17 protein-coding genes are annotated in these 21,693 nt (G+C 54.0%); 8 read left to right on the top strand and 9 right to left on the bottom strand.

Features of this window, described 5'->3' with window-relative positions:
• The first annotated feature begins 2 nt into the window (after positions 1-2).
• Complete coding sequence (gene rlmG, locus DY231_RS02875; protein ID WP_115627202.1) at positions 3-1,139, top strand: 23S rRNA (guanine(1835)-N(2))-methyltransferase RlmG; 1,137 nt, start codon at positions 3-5, stop codon at positions 1,137-1,139.
• A gap of 3 nt (positions 1,140-1,142) precedes the next feature.
• Here rlmG and DY231_RS02880 read toward each other — a convergent pair whose 3' ends face one another.
• Positions 1,143-3,161, bottom strand: a complete 2,019-nt coding sequence (locus DY231_RS02880) for an NADPH-dependent 2,4-dienoyl-CoA reductase (protein ID WP_115627203.1) — start codon at positions 3,159-3,161, stop codon at positions 1,143-1,145.
• Between the two features lie 447 nt (positions 3,162-3,608).
• On the opposite strand from DY231_RS02880, the gene DY231_RS02885 reads away from it, so the two are divergent.
• Positions 3,609-4,997 (top strand): carbohydrate porin, encoded by a 1,389-nt coding sequence (locus DY231_RS02885; RefSeq protein WP_115627204.1) that lies wholly within the window; start codon positions 3,609-3,611, stop codon positions 4,995-4,997.
• 723 nt (positions 4,998-5,720) lie between these two features.
• On the opposite strand, the gene lsrK is transcribed toward DY231_RS02885, so the two are convergent.
• Positions 5,721-7,310: an autoinducer-2 kinase gene (gene lsrK, locus DY231_RS02890; protein ID WP_115627205.1), complete on the bottom strand. Its 1,590-nt coding sequence runs from the start codon at positions 7,308-7,310 to the stop codon at positions 5,721-5,723.
• A 30-nt stretch (positions 7,311-7,340) separates the two neighbouring features.
• Positions 7,341-8,312: a transcriptional regulator LsrR gene (gene lsrR, locus DY231_RS02895; RefSeq protein ID WP_034498746.1), complete on the bottom strand. Its 972-nt coding sequence runs from the start codon at positions 8,310-8,312 to the stop codon at positions 7,341-7,343.
• Positions 8,313-8,543: 231 nt separating this feature from the next.
• Here lsrR and lsrA point away from each other — a divergent pair, with 231 nt between their 5' ends.
• Genes lsrA through lsrG form a run of 6 tightly spaced genes read left to right on the top strand, consistent with a single transcriptional unit; the run spans position 8,544 to position 14,268 of the window.
• Positions 8,544-10,025 carry an autoinducer 2 ABC transporter ATP-binding protein LsrA gene (gene lsrA, locus DY231_RS02900; RefSeq protein ID WP_172588724.1) on the top strand — a complete coding sequence of 494 codons (1,482 nt, stop codon included), beginning with the start codon at positions 8,544-8,546 and terminating at the stop codon, positions 10,023-10,025.
• A complete protein-coding gene (lsrC, locus tag DY231_RS02905; protein ID WP_115627207.1) occupies positions 10,022-11,053 on the top strand; it encodes an autoinducer 2 ABC transporter permease LsrC in 1,032 nt (343 codons plus the stop codon). The genes lsrA and lsrC overlap by 4 nt, the downstream gene beginning before the upstream one ends.
• Entirely contained in the window at positions 11,054-12,058 is a 1,005-nt protein-coding gene (lsrD, locus tag DY231_RS02910; RefSeq protein WP_115627208.1) for an autoinducer 2 ABC transporter permease LsrD, read from the top strand. It abuts the gene before it with no gap.
• Positions 12,059-12,060: 2 nt separating this feature from the next.
• Positions 12,061-13,080: an autoinducer 2 ABC transporter substrate-binding protein LsrB gene (gene lsrB / locus DY231_RS02915; protein ID WP_115627209.1), complete on the top strand. Its 1,020-nt coding sequence runs from the start codon at positions 12,061-12,063 to the stop codon at positions 13,078-13,080.
• A gap of 10 nt (positions 13,081-13,090) precedes the next feature.
• Positions 13,091-13,981 (top strand): 3-hydroxy-5-phosphonooxypentane-2,4-dione thiolase, encoded by an 891-nt coding sequence (gene lsrF, locus DY231_RS02920; RefSeq protein WP_115627210.1) that lies wholly within the window; start codon positions 13,091-13,093, stop codon positions 13,979-13,981.
• Positions 13,978-14,268 (top strand): (4S)-4-hydroxy-5-phosphonooxypentane-2,3-dione isomerase, encoded by a 291-nt coding sequence (lsrG, locus tag DY231_RS02925; protein ID WP_034498737.1) that lies wholly within the window; start codon positions 13,978-13,980, stop codon positions 14,266-14,268. Before lsrF ends, lsrG begins: the two co-directional genes overlap by 4 nt.
• A gap of 536 nt (positions 14,269-14,804) precedes the next feature.
• On the opposite strand, the gene ygjG is transcribed toward lsrG, so the two are convergent.
• The 6 genes from ygjG to DY231_RS02960 all read right to left on the bottom strand — a co-directional run bounded on the left by ygjG (position 14,805) and on the right by DY231_RS02960 (position 21,545).
• Positions 14,805-16,202: a putrescine aminotransferase gene (gene ygjG / locus DY231_RS02935; protein WP_218568330.1), complete on the bottom strand. Its 1,398-nt coding sequence runs from the start codon at positions 16,200-16,202 to the stop codon at positions 14,805-14,807.
• A 255-nt stretch (positions 16,203-16,457) separates the two neighbouring features.
• On the bottom strand, positions 16,458-17,180 hold the full coding sequence (locus DY231_RS02940) for an ABC transporter ATP-binding protein (protein WP_115627212.1): 723 nt from the start codon (positions 17,178-17,180) through the stop codon (positions 16,458-16,460).
• Positions 17,167-18,003: an ABC transporter ATP-binding protein gene (locus tag DY231_RS02945; RefSeq protein WP_115627213.1), complete on the bottom strand. Its 837-nt coding sequence runs from the start codon at positions 18,001-18,003 to the stop codon at positions 17,167-17,169. The genes DY231_RS02940 and DY231_RS02945 overlap by 14 nt, the downstream gene beginning before the upstream one ends.
• The gene (locus tag DY231_RS02950; protein WP_115627214.1) at positions 17,996-18,829 is read right to left on the bottom strand and encodes an ABC transporter permease; all 834 of its coding nucleotides are present in this window, start codon (positions 18,827-18,829) and stop codon (positions 17,996-17,998) included. The genes DY231_RS02945 and DY231_RS02950 overlap by 8 nt, the downstream gene beginning before the upstream one ends.
• Positions 18,829-19,857: an ABC transporter permease gene (locus tag DY231_RS02955; RefSeq protein ID WP_115627215.1), complete on the bottom strand. Its 1,029-nt coding sequence runs from the start codon at positions 19,855-19,857 to the stop codon at positions 18,829-18,831. The genes DY231_RS02950 and DY231_RS02955 overlap by 1 nt, the downstream gene beginning before the upstream one ends.
• A gap of 119 nt (positions 19,858-19,976) precedes the next feature.
• Entirely contained in the window at positions 19,977-21,545 is a 1,569-nt protein-coding gene (locus DY231_RS02960) for an ABC transporter substrate-binding protein (protein ID WP_115627216.1), read from the bottom strand.
• Positions 21,546-21,693 lie beyond the last annotated feature (148 nt).

Below are 21,693 nucleotides of genomic sequence, written 5' to 3' on the forward strand. Positions count from 1 at the left end.
CGATGAGCCAATTAGACAACGGTTTCCGTTCACTGACACTAAAACGTTTTCCAGAAACGGACGACGTTAACCCACTACAGGCGTGGGAAGCTGCCGATGATTATCTTTTGCAGCAACTGGACGAAATCGAAATCAGTGGCCCGGTCCTGATTTTTAATGACAATTTCGGGGCGCTGTCTTGCGTGCTGGCTGAACACAAGCCATATAGCATCAGCGACTCGTATCTTAGCGAACTGGCTATCCGTGAGAACCTGCGCGAGAACGGCATCGTTGAGTCCAACGTCACGTTCCTCGATAGCACTGCGAAATATCCGCAAGCTCCGGCCGTGGTTCTGATTAAGATCCCTAAAACCTTAGCTTTGCTCGAACAGCAATTGCGCGCCCTGCATGAAGTCGTGACGCCTGAAACTCGCATTATTGCGGGTGCTAAAACGCGTGATATTCACAACTCCACTATCGAGTTGTTCGAAAAAATCATCGGGCCGACCACCACCACATTGGCGTGGAAAAAAGCGCGTTTGATCAACGCAACGTTCAGCGCACCGGTTCTGAAAGACACCGCAGAAACCCTGAGCTGGAAGCTGGAAGGCACGCCGTGGACGATTCACAACCACGCAAACGTCTTTTCCCGCACCGGTCTGGATATCGGCGCACGCTTCTTTATCGAGAATTTGCCAACCAATCTGGAAGGTGAAATTGTCGATTTAGGTTGCGGTAATGGCGTGATTGGCCTGCATCTGCTTGAGCAAAACCCAGAAGCGAAAGTGGTATTTGTTGATGAGTCACCGATGGCCGTTTCCTCAAGCCGTCTGAACGTTGAAACCAACATGCCGGAAAACCTGGATCGTTGCGAGTTTATGATTAACAACGCATTGTCAGGTGTGGAGCCGTACCGCTTTAACACGATTCTGTGTAACCCGCCGTTCCATCAACAGCACTCTTTGACCGATCAGGTGGCGTGGGAAATGTTCCACCATGCGCGTCGTTGTCTGCAAAATGGCGGCGAGCTGTACATCGTTGCTAACCGCCATCTGGATTACTATCACAAACTGAAAAAGATCTTCGGTAACTGCGACACCGTTGCCACCAACAAGAAATTTGTGGTGCTGAAAGCGGTGAAACTAGGCCGTAATCGTTAAGAGCTAAATTTCCAGCGCTAAACGGGTGCCCTGCGCGATTGCGCGTCGGGCATCCAGTTCCATCGCCACATCCGCTCCACCAATCAAATGCAGCGTTTTCCCCAGTTCGCGCAACGGTTGCGCCAGTTCACGACGCGAATCTTGCCCGGCGCAAATAATCACGTTATCCACGGCTAATGTCTGTGGTTCTCCACCTACCGTAATGTGCAAACCTTCGTCGTCTATGCGTTCATAAGTCACGCCCGCCAGCATTTTTACGCCGCGTGCCAGCAGCGTTGTGCGGTGGATCCAGCCTGTTGTTTTGCCTAAACCTTCGCCCGGTTTACTGGTTTTACGTTGCAACATAACAATCTTGCGCGGGCTTTTGTGCAGTTGAGCACCTTCCGGGCGTAACCCACCCGCATGCTGCAGGCTGGTGTCGATACCCCATTCCACGCAAAACTCAGCAATATTCTGGCTGGTGGATTCTCCTTCCTGGCTCAGATACATCGCGGTATCAAAGCCAATACCTCCGGCACCAATAATCGCCACGCGGTCACCCACCGGAGCTTTCTCACGCAGCACGTCGATATAATTCAGAACTTTAGGATGCATGATCCCGTCAATAAGCGGCAGACGCGGCTCGATACCGCAGGCGAGAATAATCTCGTCGAACTCTTTAAGCAGTGGGGCGGTGACGTACTGATTCAGGCGAACTTCAACGCCCGTAATCCCTAACATGCGACGGTAGTAGCGCAGCGTTTCGTAAAACTCCTCTTTGCCGGGAATTTGCTTGGCGATGTTAAATTGCCCGCCAATTTCCGAAGCGGCATCAAATAGCGTCACTTTGTGGCCGCGTGCTGCGGCGTTGACAGCAAAAGCTAATCCCGCTGGGCCAGCGCCGACCACGGCCAGATTTTTACGAACCGATGCCGGAACAACGGGCATTTTGGTTTCGTGGCAGGCGCGAGGATTCACCAGGCAGGAGGTGACTTTGCCGAGGAAAATCTGATCCAGACACGCCTGGTTGCAGCCAATACAGGTATTGATTTCATCTTCGCGACCTTGCTGCGCTTTAGAAACAAACTCGGCATCGGCGAGGAATGGCCGCGCCATCGACACCATATCGGCATCGCCATCAGCAAGGATCTTCTCGGCAGTTTGCGGATCGTTAATTCGGTTGGTAGTGACGAGTGGGATCGATACCAGCCCTTTCAGTTTGCGCGTCACCCAGCTAAATGCCCCGCGAGGAACTGGCGTGGCAATAGTTGGAATTCGCGCTTCATGCCAGCCGATACCGGTGTTAATCAACGTCGCACCTGCTTTTTCGATAGCTTTGGCAAGCTCTACGGCTTCGTCAAAGGTGCCGCCGCCATCGACTAAATCCAGCATCGACAGGCGATATATAATAATGAAATTCGCGCCAACTTTTTCGCGTACCGCACGCACGACTTCGATGGCAAAACGCATACGCCGCGAGTAATCGCCGCCCCATTCGTCGTCGCGCTGGTTGGTTCTGGCCGCCAGAAACTGGTTAATCAGATAGCCTTCGGAACCCATGATTTCGACGCCGTCGTATCCAGCCTGTTGCGCCAGGCTCGCGCATTGAGCGAACTCTTCAATCAGGGTCAGGATTTCTTCGTGGCTCAACGCGTGAGGTTTAAAGCGGTTAATCGGTGCCTGAATGGCAGAGGGAGCGACCGGGTTGGGTTGGTAGCTATAACGCCCGGTATGCAGAATTTGCAGCGCAATTTTGCCGCCTTCACGGTGCACGGCTTCGGTCACAACTTGATGATGGGCAAGCTGGCTTGCGTCATTGAGCACCGCGCCGCTTTCCACGCCAACGCCCGAAGGTGAAGGGGCAACGCCGCCCGTGACAATCAACGCCACACCATGGCGTGCGCGCTCGGCATAAAAGGCCGCTAAACGTTCGGCACCGTTTGGGTGCTCTTCAAGTCCGGTGTGCATCGAACCCATGAGCACTCGGTTTTTAAGCTGGGTGAAACCCAGGTCCAGCGGGGCAAACAGCGACGGATAGCTCATATTCTCTTCCTGCAGGGTCATTATTATTATGTGGTCGGATGAGTTAGTAATTTAGCGGGAAGCAGAGAAAATGGGGGAAAGTTGTCGAATGATTGTGATGGGAATCAAAAAACGCAGGTGTTTTTTGGCTGCTGACTTTTCCTGCCCGGTTCCGTCAAAGTTACGAATTTGCGTTTTTCTATTCATAAATAACCTTTTTAAATGGTTTTTTTATTATATATAAGAGATTTACATTCACACCAATTATTAATTTGCAGACGCTTTTGTTTTTTATTTAATTCAGTGTGATAAAGCTACGATTATGACAAATTACAGTTTTGAGATGGCCAGTTAATATTGCTATGTTATTTTTCGTTAAAACCATTAAAGATTTTTATTATTTGAGTTGATTTATTAATGAGTGCTCACGCATTCGTGTGGATTTTATAAAACTGATAAGGATATGTAATGAGAATAACAGCATTAGCACTGTTAATAGCCGCTATTTTTTCAAGTGGCGCAATAGCCTCAACAAATGAATCAGCCCTGGAACAGCGTTTGAATCAATTAGAGAAACGCCTAATAGCCGCCGAAAACCGCGCTGCCAGTGCAGAAGCTGAAATCCAACAAATGAAAGCGACACCACCGCCAGTCGCGGCAACCGCACCGGTTGCTGTAGTGAGCGAACAATCTGTTAATAGTAAAGCCGATAATCAATCGCCTAAATTAACCTTAAGCGGCTATGGCGACCTTAAAATATATGGCGATGTGGAATTTAATATGGATGCCGACAGCCACAGTAATGGCCTGACATCTGTTCGTCGCAGTGCCAATACTAATTGGGCCGATGGCACTAACGAGCGTTGGGATATTAATGGTCGTATTCTGCTTGGCTTTGATGGTTATCGCCGTATGGATGATGGTAATTTTGCCGGGTTCAGCGCGCAACCGTTAGCCGATTTAACCGGCCATATGAATCTTGATGATGCGACATTCTTCTTTGGTCATGAGAACGACTGGAAAATTAAAGTGGGCCGCTTTGAAGCCTACGATATGTTCCCGCTCAACCAGGATACCTTTGTTGAATATTCCGGTAATACGGCGAACGATCTTTACGGTGATGGTTACGGCTACATTTACATGATGAAAGAAGGGCGCGGGCGTAGTGATACGGGCGGAAACTTCCTCATGAGTAAAACTATCGACAACTGGTATTTTGAGCTTAATACCCTGCTGGAAAATGGCACTTCTCTGTATCAGGACAAGTCATATCACGGTAATGAAATGGTGGACGATAAAAACGTGGCGTATGTCCGCCCCGTCATTTCCTGGTCTGAAGGCGCGTTCTCTGCCGCCGCGGCGATGGAAGCGCAAGTGGTTGATAACGCATATGGTTATAAAGATGCTAACGGTCAGATGGTCGATCAATCCAACCGCACTGGTTACGGCCTGACGATGACCTGGAACGGGCAGAAAAACGACCCGGATAACGGCATTGTCGCTAACCTGAATACCGCCTATATGGACGCCAGTGATGAAACCGACTTCACCGCAGGGGTGAACGCCTTATGGCAGAATTTCGAGCTTGGTTATATTTATGCGCACAACGATATTGATAAGTTTGATGTGACCAACGCGGTGGAAAACTGCGACAGCGATTGCTGGATAACCAACGCCGGGAGTTATGACATCCATACCATTCACTCTTCGTATCTCTTCCCGAACGTCATGGGCATGAAGAACTTTAATATTTACTTGGGGACTTACGTATCGTGGGTCAGTGCGGATCAGGACTCCAGCGATGGCAGCGATAACACCCGCTATGGCGGGCGTGTGAGATTCAAATATTACTTCTAATGTGGGCTGTAAGCGCAACTCTCTTCGTAGGTCGGATAAGCAGCCGCGTCATCCGACAAAACTCACCCTCTCCCTCAGGGCTGTCTCTTAGTCACATCTTTGTGAGAAGGGAGACAGTTCCGTTCACCCGATGTTCATTGTTTCATATAGCCACTGAACTGGTGAACGTCTTAGGGTGACCACCGTCGTCACCCTAAGAACCCGGACTCCCGGCAAATCAATCGCCGCAAGCGGTAAACACCGTTTTTCACCCAACATTCGCGGTCGTTCGCGACTCGTTCCAGACGATCGCTCACTCACGTGGCTCCCGGCCACGTGACCCCGACTGAAGGGTAAAAACGGTGCGATTGAAGCCGGAACACAAGGTCAACGTCAAAACCTAAAGACCACACCGAGCCGGTTTTGACCTTGTACCCGGTATAAATTGCCCCAGTGTTCCCCAGAAGTCAGGGTTGAGCTGCCGGGAGCAGCGAAAGTGAGCGATCGTCAGGAACGAATCGCGAACGACCCTGAACGTTGGGGATAAGCTGGGGTTTACCGCGCAGCGGCAATTTAATGGCCGGGCGACGGGGTCGCCAGGGGGATGTCGTTATCCCACTGGCACGTTCACCGTTTTCTGGAATTAAAGAGATAACAGAACGCACGGGTGAACGGAAAATCAACGAGGCTTACAGGTCTCACCCTGACAAAATGCCCGGGTGAGTTGTGTATAAGAGACAGCCCTCAGGGAGAGGGTCGGGGAGAGGGCATCACCAACCCCGGCGCTTGCCACATTGACGTCGTCAAACCGCTATCAACCAGCGTGAGCTGATCGGCATATACCTTCATCCACTTGCGTTTCATCTCGTCATACAACTCACGATGCGCCAGGTTCGGCGTAAACTCGTGTTGCCATTGCACCAGCCGTTCGCCAGCATCTGCCAGATTATTGAATATCCCGGCACCGACGCCCGCCGCAATCGCACACCCCAGCGCTGTCGCCTCTTTCACCACCGGCACGCGTACTGGCAAACCGGTTACATCGCTCAGAATCTGGCTCCACAAAGCCCCTTTCGATCCGCCGCCAGCAAACACCAGCGATTCAAATTTAATGCCTGAAAAACCGGATATTTGCTCGAGATTGCAGGCCGAAACAATCGCTGCATTCTCTTCGAGGGCCCTGAACAGCGTCGATTTATTGCATTTTTCTGGGTCGATGGAGAGGTTAATAAACGACGGTGCAGCGTGATACCACTGCTTGAAATGCATCGCGTCGGAGAAAATCGGCATCACGCCGTGAGAGCCAGCAGGCACCCGCGCCGCCATCTCTTCGAGCAGGGCGTAAGTGTCCACGCCAAGCCTTTCTGCCAGCAGCTTTTCTTCGGCACAAAAGGCATCCCGGAACCAGCGCATGGTCAGACCGGTAAAGAAGCTAATGGACTCCGCTTGCACCATGTTGCTGATAACGTGCGGATTAATGCGAATATTCATATCCGGATCGGTTTTGATCGCGGGCAGATTCACTACCTGCTGCCAGAACGTGCCGCCTAAAACTGCCGCTTGCCCGGCGCGAACCACACCCAGCCCTACACAACCGAGCTGCACATCGCCGCCGCCCATCACGACCGGCGTGCCTGCCAGCAAACCACTTTGTTGCGCTGCTTCCTGCGTCACGCCACCCAGCACGGTGCCGGTTTCTTTCACTGGTGAGAGAATGTCGGCGCGCAATCCGGCCATATCCATTAAGGCAGGCTGCCAGTCGCGAGTCGCCAGATCCAACATGCCAGTGGTACCCGCGTTAGAAGGATCCACCGCCAACTCGCCGCTCAGTTTCGCTGCCAGCCAGTCGCTAATCATCGTGACGGTTGCCGCCTGGCGATAAATATCAGGCCGATGGTGTGCAAGCCATAGCAGGCGCGGCATAGCGCTTAACGCCAGCGTCTGGCCGGAAACCTGGTAAACTTCGGATTCAAACTGGAAATCGTGGATCTCTTTAAGCTCGGAGACTTCACGGCTGGCGCGGGCATCCACGTTGGCACATGCCCATATAGGATCGCCGTTACGATCGTAAAGCACGATCCCTTCACGCATCGAGCAGCAAGCGACGGCACTAATTGCACCTGGGGGAAGATGCGCTTTTTGCAGCGCATCGCGAATACATTGGCAGGCAAGCTGCCAGTTGGTGGTGAGATCAAACTCCATCGAGCCGGGAACATCGGCAACACTTAAGTGCTTCCATTCAGCCTGGCCGACGGCAATCTGGTGGCCTGAAGTATCAAAGATAACGGCGCGAATACTCCCCGTTCCGGCGTCCAGCGCTAATAAATAACTCATGAACACTTCCCCGCAGCTTATGGCGCGGGGTTAATCAGCTAACGCTAACACCGCCCGCGCAGTCTCTTCTTCCGTCACCAGGCCGTTGATACGCAGGCCACGAAGTGCGGCATAAATAGCGTCCGCTTTATCCACGCCCCCCGCAACACCGACAATTGTCGGGAGATGCGCCAGGTCGTCGAGCGTTACGCCAAGCAATTCACGATGGATTTCCAGACCTTCCACCAGTTCGCCATCCGCTTGCAGGAAATAACCCAGAATATCGCCCACCGCACCTTTGCGGGCGTACATCAGTTGTTCGCCCTCGCTGATATAACCCGAGCGCAAAATGGTGGCATCGCGTTTTTGGTTGATAGCGCCAATGCCGACAACCGCAACATCTGCGGCGGTCGCCGCGAGGATCACGTCGCGCACGCTCGATTCCATACGTAAGATCTCAGCCACCTGCGGCGATGAAACCCGCAGAGGGGCGGGGATCATGCTCACGCTGCACGCCGCATCTAACTGGCCGATGCCGGTCATGTACGGGCCAACGCCGCCGGAAAGCGTCACCAGGCGAATCTGCTGTGAGCCGATAAACCCGCTCAAATGCTGGAGGCAATTCATGGTCGCTTCGCCAAAGCCCACTGCCAGTAATTGCCCCGGTTCCAGAATGCCCATCAGCGATTGCGCAGCGCCAATGCCTAAGCGCGTATTCATCGGGGGCGTGTTATGCGCCGGAAGCACTCGCGCAATCTTAAGACCGAAACGCTGCTGCAATTGGGTTTCCAGCGCCAGGCAGCCCTCAAAACGCGAGTTAATCTGCACCCGAATGACACCGGACTGACGCCCCTTTTCCAGCAGACGCGAAATCTTCAAACGAGGCAGCCCAAGCCTTTCACCGATATCGTTCTGCGTCAGGCCATCGTGGTAATAAGACCAGGCCACACGCGCCAGCAACTCTTCTTCTGCCATCGGCAAGGCGGCTAACTTGCCTTCTTCTGCTGCTCGTTTATCGCTCATAAGTGAACTCTTATTAAAATTTAGATCATATGTTCGAGAGTGCGGGATAAGAAAATGTGAAGCGCACGGCAAAAAGATCATTTTCAGATGCAAATGGTTTAGCTGATCTATTTAAAAATTTTGTGATCTCCGCCCTGTTGTAAAAATTATCCGGCGTCTACGCTTTTGAACATTATTAATTCAAATTCTCTTTTGTTCAATTGTGGAGTGAAAATGCCCAACACCACCGCAATGCTTGCAGCCCGCAAAATTAGCAAACAGTTTTCAGGCGTGAATGTTCTGAAAGATATTGATTTTGCTCTGTATGCCGGGCAGGTCCACGCATTATTGGGCGGTAATGGGGCAGGGAAATCGACCCTGATGAAGATTTTCGCTGGCGTCGAAACGCCGGATAGCGGTGAACTGAATATCCACGGCAAAGCATTTGGGCGACTGAAACCCGGCCAGGCGCACGAACTGGGAATTTATCTGGTGCCGCAGGAGCCGATGCTTTTTCCCAACCTCACCGTGCGCGAAAACATTCTGTTTCGTCTGCCTAAGGCGCGCGATGTGGAAAAACGGCTGCAAGAGAAAATGACCCAGCTGGAATGCCAGATCCCGCTTTATGCCGCTGCCAGCACGCTGGAAGTTGCCGATCAACAAATGGTCGAGATCCTGCGCGGTTTGATGCACGAAGCGAAGATCCTGATCCTCGATGAACCTACCGCATCCCTGACTCCCGGTGAAACCGATCGCTTGTTCCGCCAGATCCGCGCGCTGCAAAATCTGGGCGTCGGCATTGTTTTTATCTCCCACAAGCTGCCCGAAATTCGCCAGATCGCCAGCCACATTTCTGTGATGCGCGACGGTGCCGTGGTGCTACAGGGCGAAACAGCGCAGCTGCTCGATGAGCAACTGATCAACGCCATGACTCCTGGCGATAAACAGCACAAGCTGAGTGATACGCAAAAACTGTGGCTGGCGCTGCCGGGAAACCGCCGTACCGAAGCGCAGGATTTCCCGGTGCTGCGCGTAGAAGAACTCACCGGCGAAGGATTTATCGATCTTAGTTTCGAGTTGTATGCAGGCGAGATCGTCGGCCTGGCGGGTCTGGTGGGATCGGGGCGCACCGAACTGGCGGAAACGCTCTACGGTTTGCGCCCGGTGCGCGGTGGCCGCATCTATTTAGAAAATCGTGAAATCAGCGGCGATCGCACCAAATCACGCCTCGATCGCGGGCTAATTTATCTCCCCGAAGACCGGCAGGTTTCCGGATTATTTCTCGATGCGCCGATCCGTTGGAACACCGTCGCACTAAACGAGCCGAGCGTGTGGCAACAAAGCAAACGCGAAGCGGCGGTGGTGGAACGTTATCACCGGGCGCTGGGGATCAAACTCAATAACGCCGAGCAAACCGTGCGCACGCTGTCCGGCGGCAACCAGCAAAAAGTCCTGCTGGCACGCTGTCTCGAAGCCAACCCACTGCTGCTGATCATTGATGAGCCAACCCGTGGCGTTGATGTCGCCGCCCGGGCTGATATCTATCAGCTGATCAAAAGTGTGGCGGCACAAAACGTGGCGGTGCTGATGATCTCCTCCGATCTCGATGAGTTCAGCGGGCTGGCGGACAGAGTGCTGGTGATGCATCAGGGCGCGATGAATGGCGAGTTACGCAAACCATCGATCACCGTCGAGAGAATGATGAGCATGGCGTTTGGCGGAGGTAAAGCATGAAAACCTTGCTGCGTAACCGCGAACTGAGCGCGCTACTGGCGATCGTGATTTTGTTTGGCGTGCTGGTGGCGCTCAACCACAGCTATTTCAGTCTGCAAACCTTAAGCATGATCTTCACCAGCGCACAGATCCTGATCCTGCTGGCGGTGGGCGCGTCGATGGTGATGCTGACGCGCAATATCGATGTCTCGGTAGGATCGACCGTTGGCCTGTGTGCGATCGCCGTTGGGGTAGCGCTCAACAGTGGTTACAGCTTGCCGGTGTCGATGCTCTTTGCGCTGGGGATTGGCGCGGTGGCGGGTTTCTTCAACGGGGTGTTAGTGGTCTGGCTGCGCATTCCGGCGATCGTCGCCACACTAGGGACGCTCGGGCTGTATCGCGGCGGCATGTTGTTGTGGACCGGTGGCAAATGGATTGAAGGTTTACCCGCCAGCCTGAAATCGCTGTCCGAACCTATCGCTATCGGGATTTCGCCGCTCGGTTTTATGGTGTTGTTTTTGGTCGCTGTCGCCGCCTGGATGTTCTCACGGACGGCCTTCGGGCGCGATTTCTACGCGGTGGGCGATAATCTTGCCGCCGCCCGTCAGCTTGGGGTCGCGGTGAACCGCACCCGTCTTTTAGCCTTCACTTTCAACGGCATGCTGGCGGCCATCGCCGGGATTATTTTTGCTGCGCAAATTGGTTTTGTCCCCAATCAAACCGGCAGCGGGCTGGAAATGAAAGCCATCGCTGCTTGCGTGCTGGGCGGGATTTCATTACTCGGCGGCACTGGCACCGTGATTGGGGCGTTTCTTGGCGCGTTTTTCCTCACGCAAATCGACACCGTGTTAGTGCTGTTCAAACTCCCGGCCTGGTGGAATGACTTTATCGCCGGGCTGGTTTTGCTCGGCGTTTTGGTGCTGGACGGGCGCTTACGCCAGGCCCTGGCGCGTCATCAGCGGGCGCAGAAATACAGCCGCTTTGTACCGCCGCTGCCGGGGGCTAAAAACGTGCGGCCTTTTCCCCGCAAGAAGAAGGATGTGGCGTAAATGAGCAAGCTGAAACTTAACTGGGAAGTGGCGCTATTGCTGATTCTGGTGGCAGAAATTCTGCTGTTCGGTGCCATTAATCCACGCATGCTGGACGTCAATATGCTGCTGTTTAGCACCAGCGATTTTATCTGCATTGGCATTGTGGCGCTGCCGCTAACACTTGTGATCATTAGCGGTGGCATTGATATTTCGCTCGGTTCAACCATCGGCCTGTGCGCCATTGCGTTGGGCGTGATGCTCCAGGCGGGCTTGCCGATTGCGCTGGCGATTATTCTCACGCTCGCCGTCGGCCTGTTGTGCGGAGTGTTTAACGCAGCCCTCATTCACTACACCGGTATCAGCCCGCTGGTTATCACGCTCGGCACGCTTTATCTGTACGGCGGCGCGGCACTTTTGCTTTCGGGTATGGCGGGAGCGACAGGTTATGAAGGCATCGGTGGCTTCCCGGATGCCTTCACTAATTTCGCCAACCTGACACTTTTCGGCCTGCCGATTCCGCTGGTGATGTTCGCGGTGATCACGCTGCTGTTCTGGCTGCTGACGCACCGCGCACGCTTTGGTCGCCATATTTTCTTGATTGGTCAAAACCCGCGTGCAGCGCGTTATGCCGCGTTGCCAGTCAACGGCTCGCTGTACGGTGTGTACGGCATGGTGGGGCTGGCGTCGGCGATTGCCGCCATCGTGCTGGTGTCATATTTCGGCTCGGCGCGCTCCGATTTAGGGCGCGATTTGTTAATGCCAGCGTTAACGGCGGCGGTGCTGGGCGGGGCGAATATTTATGGCGGTTCCGGTTCGATTTTAGGCACCGCGCTGGCGGCGTTATTAGTGGGGTATTTGCAACAAGGTTTACAGATGGCTGGCGTGCCTAATCAGGTATCGAGTGCGTTGTCCGGTGCGCTGTTGATTGTGGTGGTCATTGGTCGTTCGGTGAGTTTGCACCGCGAATATTTACAGGCGGCGTGGCGTCGTTTGCGCGGTAACAGAAAACTAACGGGAGTTTGATTATGAAGCAGACAACAAAACGCGCCCTGCAACTCAGTGCATGGGCCTTAGCCTTTGGTGTGGTGAGCGCACAGGCCGCCGACCGAATCGCCTTTATCCCAAAACTGGTCGGCGTAGGCTTCTTTACCAGCGGGGGTAATGGCGCGATGCAAGCGGGTAAAGACCTCGGCGTGCCGGTGACGTATGACGGCCCAACTGAACCGAGCGTCTCCGGCCAGGTGCAGCTCATCAACAACTTCGTTAACCAGGGCTACAACGCGATTATTGTCTCGGCGGTATCGCCAGACGGTTTATGTCCGGCGCTGAAACGCGCCATGCAGCGCGGGGTAAAAGTGCTGACCTGGGATTCTGACACCAAACCTGAGTGCCGCAGTATTTACATCAACCAGGGCACGCCGCAACAGCTTGGCGGCATGCTGGTGGATATGGCTGCTAAACAGGTGACAAAACCTGCCGCCAAAGTGGCGTTCTTCTACTCAAGCCCAACGGTGACGGATCAAAACCAGTGGGTGAAAGAGGCGAAAGCCAAAATTGCGAAGGATCATCCAGAATGGGAAATCGTCACCACCCAGTTTGGCTATAACGACGCGACTAAATCGCTGCAAACCGCCGAAGGTATTCTGAAAGCGTACCCGGATCTGGATGCGATCATTGCCCCGGATGCGAACGCACTGCCTGCCGCCGCGCAGGCTGCTGAAAACCTGAAACGCACTAATGTGGCGATCGTCGGCTTTAGTACGCCAAACGTGATGCGCCCGTATGTTGAGCGCGGAACGGTGAAAGCTTTCGGCCTGTGGGACGTGGTACAGCAGGGTGAAATTGCGGTCAACGTCGCAAATACCATGCTGAAAAAGGGCGATCTTAACGTGGGTGATAGCGTGGAAGTGGCGAAAATCGGCAGTCTGAAAGTCGAGCCAAATAGCGTGCAGGGTTATCAATATGAAGCCAAAGGCAACGGTATTGTGCTGCTGCCGGAGCGTGTGGTGTTCACCAAAGAGAACATCGGCAAATACGATTTCTGAGGGAGGAAAAATGGCAGATCTTGACGATATCAGAGAAGGTAAAGACTACGGCATTGGCCGCCCTCAGGAGAACAAAGCGTTTTACCTGAAGGGCAGCGGGGCGCTGGATTGGGGGATGCAATCGCGCCTGGCGCGGATATTTAACCCCGACTCCGGGCGCACCGTCATGTTGGCCTTCGATCACGGCTATTTCCAGGGGCCGACCACCGGCCTTGAACGTATCGATTTATCTATTGCGCCGCTGTTCCCGGAAACCGATGTGCTGATGTGCACGCGTGGTATTTTGCGCAGCGTGGTGCCGCCAGCCACGAACAAACCAGTGGTGTTGCGGGCCTCGGGCGGGAATTCAATTCTCAGCGAACTGTCGCGCGAAAGTGTGGCGGTGACGATGGAAGATGCGCTGCGCCTGAACGCCTGCGCGGTGGCTGCACAAATTTATATCGGCAGCGAATACGAACATCAGTCGATCAACAACATTATCAAGCTGGTGGACGAAGGCACGCGTTATGGGATCCCGACTCTGGCTGTCACCGGTGTGGGTAAAGAGATGGCGCGAGATGCGCGCTATTTCTCCCTCGCCAGCCGAATTGCCGCAGAAATCGGGGCGCAGTTTGTGAAAACCTATTTTGTTGAAGAAGGGTTCGAGAAAGTGACGGCCAGTTGCCCGGTGCCGATTGTTATCGCCGGAGGGAAAAAATTGCCGGAACAAGAAGCGCTGGATATGTGCTTCCGGGCCATTGACCAGGGCGCATCGGGCGTGGACATGGGGCGCAATATCTTCCAGTCAGACGCGCCACTTGCGATGTTAAAAGCGGTGAAAAAAGTGGTGCATGAGAATGTTTCGGCCCGGGATGCGTATCAGTTCTGGCTCGATGAAAAACATCATGGAGGCAAGGCATGAACGTGACGCTGGTGGAGATTAATATCAAACCGGAACGGGTCGATGAGTTTATGGATGTGTTCCGCGCCAATCACGAAGGGTCCATCAACGAGCCGGGGAATCTGCGTTTCGATGTGTTGCAGGATCCGGATGTGGCGACACGGTTTTATATCTACGAGGCGTATCAGAACGACGAAGCAGTGCTGGCGCATAAGCAGACGCCGCATTACTTAGCGTGCGTTGAGAAGCTGGATGGGATGATGTCGGAACCGCGTAAGAAACGGAGTTTTGTGGGGTTATTGCCATAGGAGATGGCTGTCTCTTAGTCAGATCTATATGAGCCAGGTGAAGGTTCCGTTCACTTAATTTTCAGTGGCTTATGAAACCACCGAAACGGTGAACGTGCAAAGGGTGCTACCGCAGCACCCTTTGCAATCCCGGCTCCCGGCGTTTAAATCGCCGCTGCGCGGTAAACCTCCGTTTTTCCTTTCAGTCCCAGGGTCGGTTGTGACTCGCTCCCGGCGATCACAACCTCTCGCCGTTCCCGACGGCTCGACCCGGCCTTCCAGTCAATACGGAGGCGATTTATGCCGGACTCAAGGTCAACGTCAAAAGCTAAGGTCAAAAGCCGAACCGGTTTTGACTTTGCCCCCGGCATAAATTGCCCCGGCGCCAGGATTATCAAGGAGAGGGCGTTCTCTCCTTGATACGGTCACCGTTAAAGTGGTTGCAGAGATAACCAGACGTTCGGGTGAGCGGAAATTAACGAGGATGACAGATCTCACCCCGGCAAGTTGCCAGACTGAGATCTGTATAAGAGAAAGTTTAAGGATGAAGAATCGGATTAATGTTCTTCTGTCACAACCGCATCTGGCTGAGTCACTCTCAAACTCGCGAGGGCCTTCCTCGCACAGCCCAACACATGTTCACACTGCTCAATCGTGATAGTCAGCGGTGGCTCAATGCGAATAGTTTTCGCATTGTTGAGCGTCCCGGCGACCAGCACCTGCTGGCGGAACATTTCACTGGCAAAGTTATAGCCAATTTCGTTGTCGCTAAACTCGATGGCAATCAGCAAACCTTGTCCACGCGCATCGACAACCCGTTCCGGGAACTCACGTTTCAGAGCCTGGAAGCCATCCACCAAAAGTTGCCCTTTCTGCTGCGCCTGAGCGGGAAGATTTTGCTCAAGCAGAACATGAATAGTCGCAAGCGCTGCCGCACAGGCCAACGGGTTGCCGCCAAAGGTGGTGGTGTGCAGGAAAGGATTATCAAATAGCACAGAGAACACTTCTTCTGTCGCAACCGTTGCGCCAATCGGCATTACGCCGCCGCCGAGTGCTTTGGCGAGGCATAAAATATCAGGCTGTACGTTTTCATGTTCGCAGGCGAACATTTTGCCCGTACGTCCCATGCCGGTTTGCACTTCGTCGAAAATCAGCAGTGCGCCAAATTCATCGCACAGTTTACGAACCGCTGGCAAATACCCAAGTGGTGGGATAATCACGCCGCCTTCGCCCTGAATAGGCTCAAGGATCACGGCTGCGACATCATCACCGGTTTTACGGCATTCGCTGAGCATAGTGCGTAACGCGTCGATATTGCCAAACGGCACATGCCGGAAGCCCGGAAGCAGCGGCATAAACGGTTTACGGAAAGCGGCTTTTGCTGTTGCGGACAATGCCCCAAGAGATTTGCCATGAAACGCGCCAGAGGCTGCGATAAAGGTAAATTTCCCTCGTGGAGATTGATACGCTTTGGCGAGTTTAATCGCCGCTTCAACCGATTCTGTCCCGCTGTTGCTAAAGAAGCTGTATTTGAGTTTGCCCGGAGTGAGTGTCGCAAGCGTTTTGGCAAGCATCGCCCGTAAAGGGTCGAGCAGCTCCTGACTGTGCAGGGGTTGTTTTTCTAGCTGATGCTGTACGGCGGATACCACTGTTGGATTACGGTGCCCCACGTTAAAAATGCCGAACCCACCCAGACAATCTAAATATTCCTTACCCTGGGTGTCGACAAGCGTATTCAGACTGCTCGCTTGCCACTCTACGGCTCCGTAATCCCCGCCGGCGGTCACTGATTTGCGATACTCAAGAAAACCCGGATTCACATGCTGTTGGAAGTTTTCGATAACCTCTCGATTTAGCGCTTTCATCTCCTCATGGCTGAGTGTCTTCTTTTCGATGATGTTCAGAGCGTGCGCTGTGCAGGCAAGAGCCGAAGCGCTAGTAGGTAACCTGTTCAAAATGTGCTCCTGGAAATGACGTATCACGCGATACACAAAATAAGTATTGCAGGGAATACGCCACTTCGCTTCCCCTAAACAAAATCGGGATAAACGATCTGGGGGAATTGCGATTGCGTAATAATTAATCACAAAGAGTCACGTTTTGCGGTTAAATATCCTGGTCTGGAGCGGCTTTGCTATGGGATATCTGGTTTTTTTGCACCATAACCATGCGTCGTGCTGCTTATTGGTGCGATGACGCCATGTTGCCGCTTACGCGGCGTCAAAGCGGTGCTCTCCGCGAACCAGAGCAGCGCGGTCGAACTCATGCTGTATCGCACCGTCCGCCATATACGCCGCACGGTCTGACATGTGCGCAATCACATCCGCGTCGTGGCTGACCAGCAAATAAGTCATGCCAAACTGATGTTTCAGGCGGTTGAGCAAATTGAGAATTTCCGCCTGCACCGACATATCCAGCGCGGATGTGGGTTCATCGAGCAGCAGGATTTTAGGGCGCAGTAGCAGCGCACGCGCAATAGCCACACGCTGGCGTTGCCCGCCGGAAAACTGATGCGGATAACGCTTCATGGCATCGACGGGCAATCCAACCTGAACCAACGCTTCTTCCATGCGCTCGGTGATATTCGCCTCGCCATGAATTTTCAGCGGTTCGGCCAGCGTCCGGTAAATAGTATGGTTCGGGTGCAAAGAGGCGTAGGGATCCTGAAACACCATTTGCACGTTGCGGCGCAAATCGCCCTGAAACCGCACGCCGGGTTTAATCGCGCCATCCAGCAATTTCACATGGCCTTGCCACTCGCGTTGTAACCCCGCCAGCACGCGCAAAATGGTGGATTTCCCGCAGCCTGAAGCGCCAATCAAACTAAACGTTTCACCCTGATTAAGGCTAAAACTGGCATCGCGAACGGCGGTTTTAAGCTGGCCTTTTGCCAGAAATTGCACGCGTAAATGATTGACTTCAACGAGAGCCATGGCTATCTCCTTGCAGATTCTGGCTGCGGTCTAACGTGGGGAGCATCATGCCGTAGGTGGTTGCATTGGGGCGGCATGTCCAGAGTGTGCGGGTGTACGGATGGGTGGCGTTGGCAAGTTGGTCGGCGGCCATTTCATCGACTTTTTGCCCCTGATACATCACCAGCACGCGTTGGCAATGTTGGGCAACCAGCGGTAAATCGTGGCTTATCAGTAGCATCGCCATCTGGCGTTGCTCGCATTGTTCAACCAGCAGTTCCAGAATCTGGTTACGCAGACGCGCATCCAGCGCGGAAGTGGGTTCATCGGCGATCAGCACTTTCGGGTTGTTGACCAGCGCGATAGCAATCATCACGCGTTGCCCCATGCCGCCGGAAAGTTCAGCCGGATAACGTGGCAGCACGTTTTCCTGCAACCCCACGGCGTTAATCACTTCACGAATTCGTTCCCGGCGCTGTGCCGCTGAGAGTTTCTGATGCAGTCGCAGGGCTTCATCAATCTGCTGGGCGATATTTTTGACCGGATTGAGCGCGTAGCGCGGGTCTTGTAACACCATCGCGATGTCATTCCCGCGCAGGTTTTGCCAGCCACGGTTGTGCATCGTCAGCAGGTCGTTATCCAGCACATTGAGCCGAGTGGCGCTGACTTTGCCCGGTTTACGCACCAACCCCATCAGCGCTCGCGCCGTCATGGATTTACCGGAGCCTGATTCCCCGACCAGCGCCAGGCGCTCGTTACCCAGCGTAAACGAAAGATTATTCACCACGCGCGCGCCGGGGTAATCAATGTTTAGCTCACGAACTTCAATACGATTCTCAGTCATGACCCGGCTCCAGCACGTCGCGTAAACCATCGCCCAATAAGTTAAATGCCAGGCTGCTAATTAAAATGGCGGTGCCAGGAATGGCGGCAATCCACCACTGGTCAAAAATGACCTGCATACCGTCGGCAATCATTGAACCCCATTCGGACATCGGCGGTCTTGCGCCCAAACCTAAGAAACCCAGCCCGGCGGCGGCGAGAATAATGCCTGCTAAATCAAGTGCCAGACGCACAATCGCCGACGGCAAACAGAGCGGTAGAATATGCCCCACCAATAGCCGCAGCCCGCGAATGCCCATCATTTCGGCGGCAGCGAGATAGTCACTATGGCGCAGGCGTTGGATTTCACTGCGCGCCTGTCGCGCATACGCAGGCCAGGTGGTGAGTGCCAGCGCCAGAGCGCCATTCACAAGCCCTGGGCCAAGCATCGCCACAAAAGCGAAGGCCAGAATCAGGCGCGGCATCGACATCACCACATCGGTAAAGCGCATTAACACGCGCTCAAGCCAGCCGCCGTAATAGCCAGACAGAATGCCAATCAGCAAGCCGACGGGAAGGGTAATTACCGTCACCAGCAGCACCAACCCGATTGCTGGACGCGCGCCATAAACCAGGCGTGAAAGCAGGTCACGACCGTAGCTATCGGTGCCTAGCCAGTGGTGAGCGTTAGGCGCTTGCAGGCGTGCGGCGGCGTCTTGCCAGTTCGGGTCGAAGGGGGCGATAAGCGGGGCGAAAACCGCAATCAGCACCAGCAGGGTGATAATCACCAGGCCACAAAGGGCGGCGGGTGAGCGCAATGTACGGCGTAAAAACAGGTAAGACGGCATCAGTGCACCCTCGGATCGGTGACACGCACCAGCACGTCAGTCAGATTATTGATAATGACGAACGACACGCCAATCAGCAGCGTGCCGCCCATGATCGCGGTGGTATCTCCGGCGAAGAGCGCGGTGGTCAGGTAGCGCCCGATTCCCGGCCAGGAAAAGACGGTTTCGGTGAGTACCGCCCCTTCCAGCATGCCGGTATAAGCCAGCGCGATAACCGTAAACAGCGTGCCGCGAATGTTGGGCAGCACGTGGCGCACCAGAATCGTCATGTCGCCAGCACCTTTGGCGCGGGCAAGCGTAATGTACTCTTTGTTCATTTCGCTTAAACAGGCGGTGCGCGTGAGGCGCGTAATGCTTGCCAGCGAGTAGTAGGCAAGCAGTAAAACCGGCAAAGTCAGGTGGTTGATGGCATTCATGAAGGCATCACGGTCGCCAGAAAGCCAGGTGTCGATCAGCACAAAACCGGTTTTGGCTTCGACGCTGTACTGGTAAATATCATCCAGACGCCCGGGCCCCGCGCTCCATTGCAGGCGTGCGTAAAACAGCGCCAGCATCAGCAAACCGAGCCAGAAGATGGGCACGGAGTTGCCCAGCAGGGTGAAGGTGCGTACCGCTAAATCCCAAGGCGAGCCTGCAAAACGGGCGCACAGCACACCAAAAAATACGCCCAGCACGCTGCCAATAATCAGCGCGAGGGTGGCAAGCTCAAGTGTTGCCGGAAAGGCGGCGAGTAAATCTCGTAAAACGGGCTGGCCGGTGGCGCTGGCGGTGCCTAAATCGCCATGAGCGAGTTGGGTCAGATAATGCCAGAACTGAACCGGGAGCGGTTTATCCAGGCCAAGCTGGTGGTGGACCTGGTCGTAAGTAGCCTGGCTTGCGTGGTCGCCGACGATTTGTAGCACGCGATCGACAGGCGAAAGTGCTGAAAGGGCAAAGGTGATAAGCAGCAGGCCGACAAGCGTGAGTGCCAGGGTAAACAATCCCTGGGCCAGGGTGAGCAACGGACGGCGAAATGAGACTTCAGACATGGGTAACTCTTTTGCTGGTGTTGGATAAATCAACCCTCACCCCGACCCTCTCCCTGAGGGAGAGGGAGAAACCGGTCAATCCCCTCTCCTGGGGGAGAGGGTTAGGGTGAGGGGCAATCTTATTTACTGACGCGATCGTAATACACCATATCCGCATTCAAACCTTGCTGATAACCCTTCACGTTTTCACGCACAACTATTTGGGTTTTGCCCTGATCAACAAACACATACGGCGAGTTATGCTGCACTTCTTCCTGGATTTTCTTATACAGATCCAGGCGTTTTGCCGGGTCTGCTTCGGCGACAGCCGCCAGAGTTTGCTTATTCAACTCAGGAATTTGCCAGCCGTTTAAGCCTGCCACGGTGCTCGCTTTACCGTCGTTATAGGCAAAAGCACTCGCATTTGAGTGAGCGTCAAAGTAATCCGGGATCCACAAACGAATCGCCGCCTGGTGCTGTTTGGCACGAACGCGAGCGTAGACCTGGCTGCCTGCGGCTGGCAGAAGATCAATCTTCACGCCGCCCTGGGCAAAGCTTGCCTGCATAGACTGCGCGATGGTGATAAACGGCGGTTTGTTTTCCACGTCCAGCGTGAAGTGCGCATCTTTGATGCCTGCTTTCGCGAGAATTTCTTTCGCTTTTGCCGGGTCAAATTTGAATGGATTGTTATCCAATGCCCCAGCAAAGCCCACCGGCAGGAAGCTCTGGTGGATAAAATACTGGCCTTTCAGCAAGTCTTTAGTGATGCCTTCGTAGTCGACCAGGTAGCGAGCCGCTTCCCACAGGGCCGGGTTTTTCAACAGCGGATTGGCATTGTTACCGGCGTTGAACACCATGTAATTCTGCTCGGCAGACGGAATACTCAACACTTTCACGCCCGGTTTGCCTTCCAGCGCGCTGGTCTGATCCGCACCTAAATCACGGGCAATATCGGCATCCCCTTGCTGAATCAGCAGGCGGCGAGCGGCCGGGTCTGGCACGTTTTTGATAATGATGTTTTTAACTTTTGGCGCATCGCCCGGTGATGTTGGGTTGGCATCCAGCACAATCGCCTGATGCGGCTGGTAAACGCGCATTTTGAACGGGCCGCTGCCCGCTGAGTGCATCTTCAGCCATTCGTTGCCGAAGTCGCCGGCTTTGGCGTTCGGGGAAACCGCTTTTTCATCCACGATAGAGGCAATCGGCGTGGAGAGAATATTCAGCGCAACCGCCGGGCTAACGTCTGCCGTCCAGTGTAATTCCAGCGTGTGGTCATCGACCTTTTTCAACTGGCTGGCGATGTTGTCTGGCTGCCAGCCCAGCACGTTGAGAATAAACGCCGGGGATTTGTTGAGCGTTACCGCGCGGGTATACGAGAAGATAACGTCTTCCGGGCGTAGCGGATTGCCCGAGGAGAATTTGGCATCCGGGCGCAGTTTAATCGTCAGTTTTTTATTCGCCGCATCGCCCTGCCAGCTTTCTGCCAATACCGCGACCACTTTCGCCGGGTCATCACGGTCGGCCTGCACCAGGCGCTGATACAAACTGGGCACGGTTTGAATGCTCGACAGCTCATTCGCTTCAGCAGGGTCAAGGCTGACGATATCGTCCAGCCCCTGGGCAACAATCAAGGTATTTGGCGGTGTGGCGGCAAAGCTGCTGGCGGAGATTGCAGCTAATAGCATTAACGGCAGTATTTTTCTTTGCATGTGGCACCCTGCGTAAAAGAGAAGAATTCTTTATGAGTTGTTATTCGCGGACTGGATTACGTTAGGTGAGTTATGAATATTCGCAAAGTCCAAAAAATACTTTGCTTATAAATTTTAGACATAACCAATTCCTTCCAGGAATGAGGGT

This window comes from Buttiauxella agrestis, assembly GCF_900446255.1.
GTDB lineage: Bacteria > Pseudomonadota > Gammaproteobacteria > Enterobacterales > Enterobacteriaceae > Buttiauxella > Buttiauxella agrestis.

Excerpts from the sequence above, each read along its gene's own strand:
- rlmG (WP_115627202.1), top strand. The coding sequence starts at position 3 with ATGAGCCAATTAGACAACGGTTTCCGTTCACTGACACTAAAACGTTTT.
- DY231_RS02880 (WP_115627203.1), bottom strand. The coding sequence starts at position 3,161 with ATGAGCTATCCGTCGCTGTTTGCCCCGCTGGACCTGGGTTTCACCCAG.
- DY231_RS02885 (WP_115627204.1), top strand. The coding sequence starts at position 3,609 with ATGAGAATAACAGCATTAGCACTGTTAATAGCCGCTATTTTTTCAAGT.
- lsrK (WP_115627205.1), bottom strand. The coding sequence starts at position 7,310 with ATGAGTTATTTATTAGCGCTGGACGCCGGAACGGGGAGTATTCGCGCC.
- lsrR (WP_034498746.1), bottom strand. The coding sequence starts at position 8,312 with ATGAGCGATAAACGAGCAGCAGAAGAAGGCAAGTTAGCCGCCTTGCCG.
- lsrA (WP_172588724.1), top strand. The coding sequence starts at position 8,544 with ATGCTTGCAGCCCGCAAAATTAGCAAACAGTTTTCAGGCGTGAATGTT.
- lsrC (WP_115627207.1), top strand. The coding sequence starts at position 10,022 with ATGAAAACCTTGCTGCGTAACCGCGAACTGAGCGCGCTACTGGCGATC.
- lsrD (WP_115627208.1), top strand. The coding sequence starts at position 11,054 with ATGAGCAAGCTGAAACTTAACTGGGAAGTGGCGCTATTGCTGATTCTG.
- lsrB (WP_115627209.1), top strand. The coding sequence starts at position 12,061 with ATGAAGCAGACAACAAAACGCGCCCTGCAACTCAGTGCATGGGCCTTA.
- lsrF (WP_115627210.1), top strand. The coding sequence starts at position 13,091 with ATGGCAGATCTTGACGATATCAGAGAAGGTAAAGACTACGGCATTGGC.
- lsrG (WP_034498737.1), top strand. The coding sequence starts at position 13,978 with ATGAACGTGACGCTGGTGGAGATTAATATCAAACCGGAACGGGTCGAT.
- DY231_RS02940 (WP_115627212.1), bottom strand. The coding sequence starts at position 17,180 with ATGGCTCTCGTTGAAGTCAATCATTTACGCGTGCAATTTCTGGCAAAA.
- DY231_RS02945 (WP_115627213.1), bottom strand. The coding sequence starts at position 18,003 with ATGACTGAGAATCGTATTGAAGTTCGTGAGCTAAACATTGATTACCCC.
- DY231_RS02950 (WP_115627214.1), bottom strand. The coding sequence starts at position 18,829 with ATGCCGTCTTACCTGTTTTTACGCCGTACATTGCGCTCACCCGCCGCC.
- DY231_RS02955 (WP_115627215.1), bottom strand. The coding sequence starts at position 19,857 with ATGTCTGAAGTCTCATTTCGCCGTCCGTTGCTCACCCTGGCCCAGGGA.
- DY231_RS02960 (WP_115627216.1), bottom strand. The coding sequence starts at position 21,545 with ATGCAAAGAAAAATACTGCCGTTAATGCTATTAGCTGCAATCTCCGCC.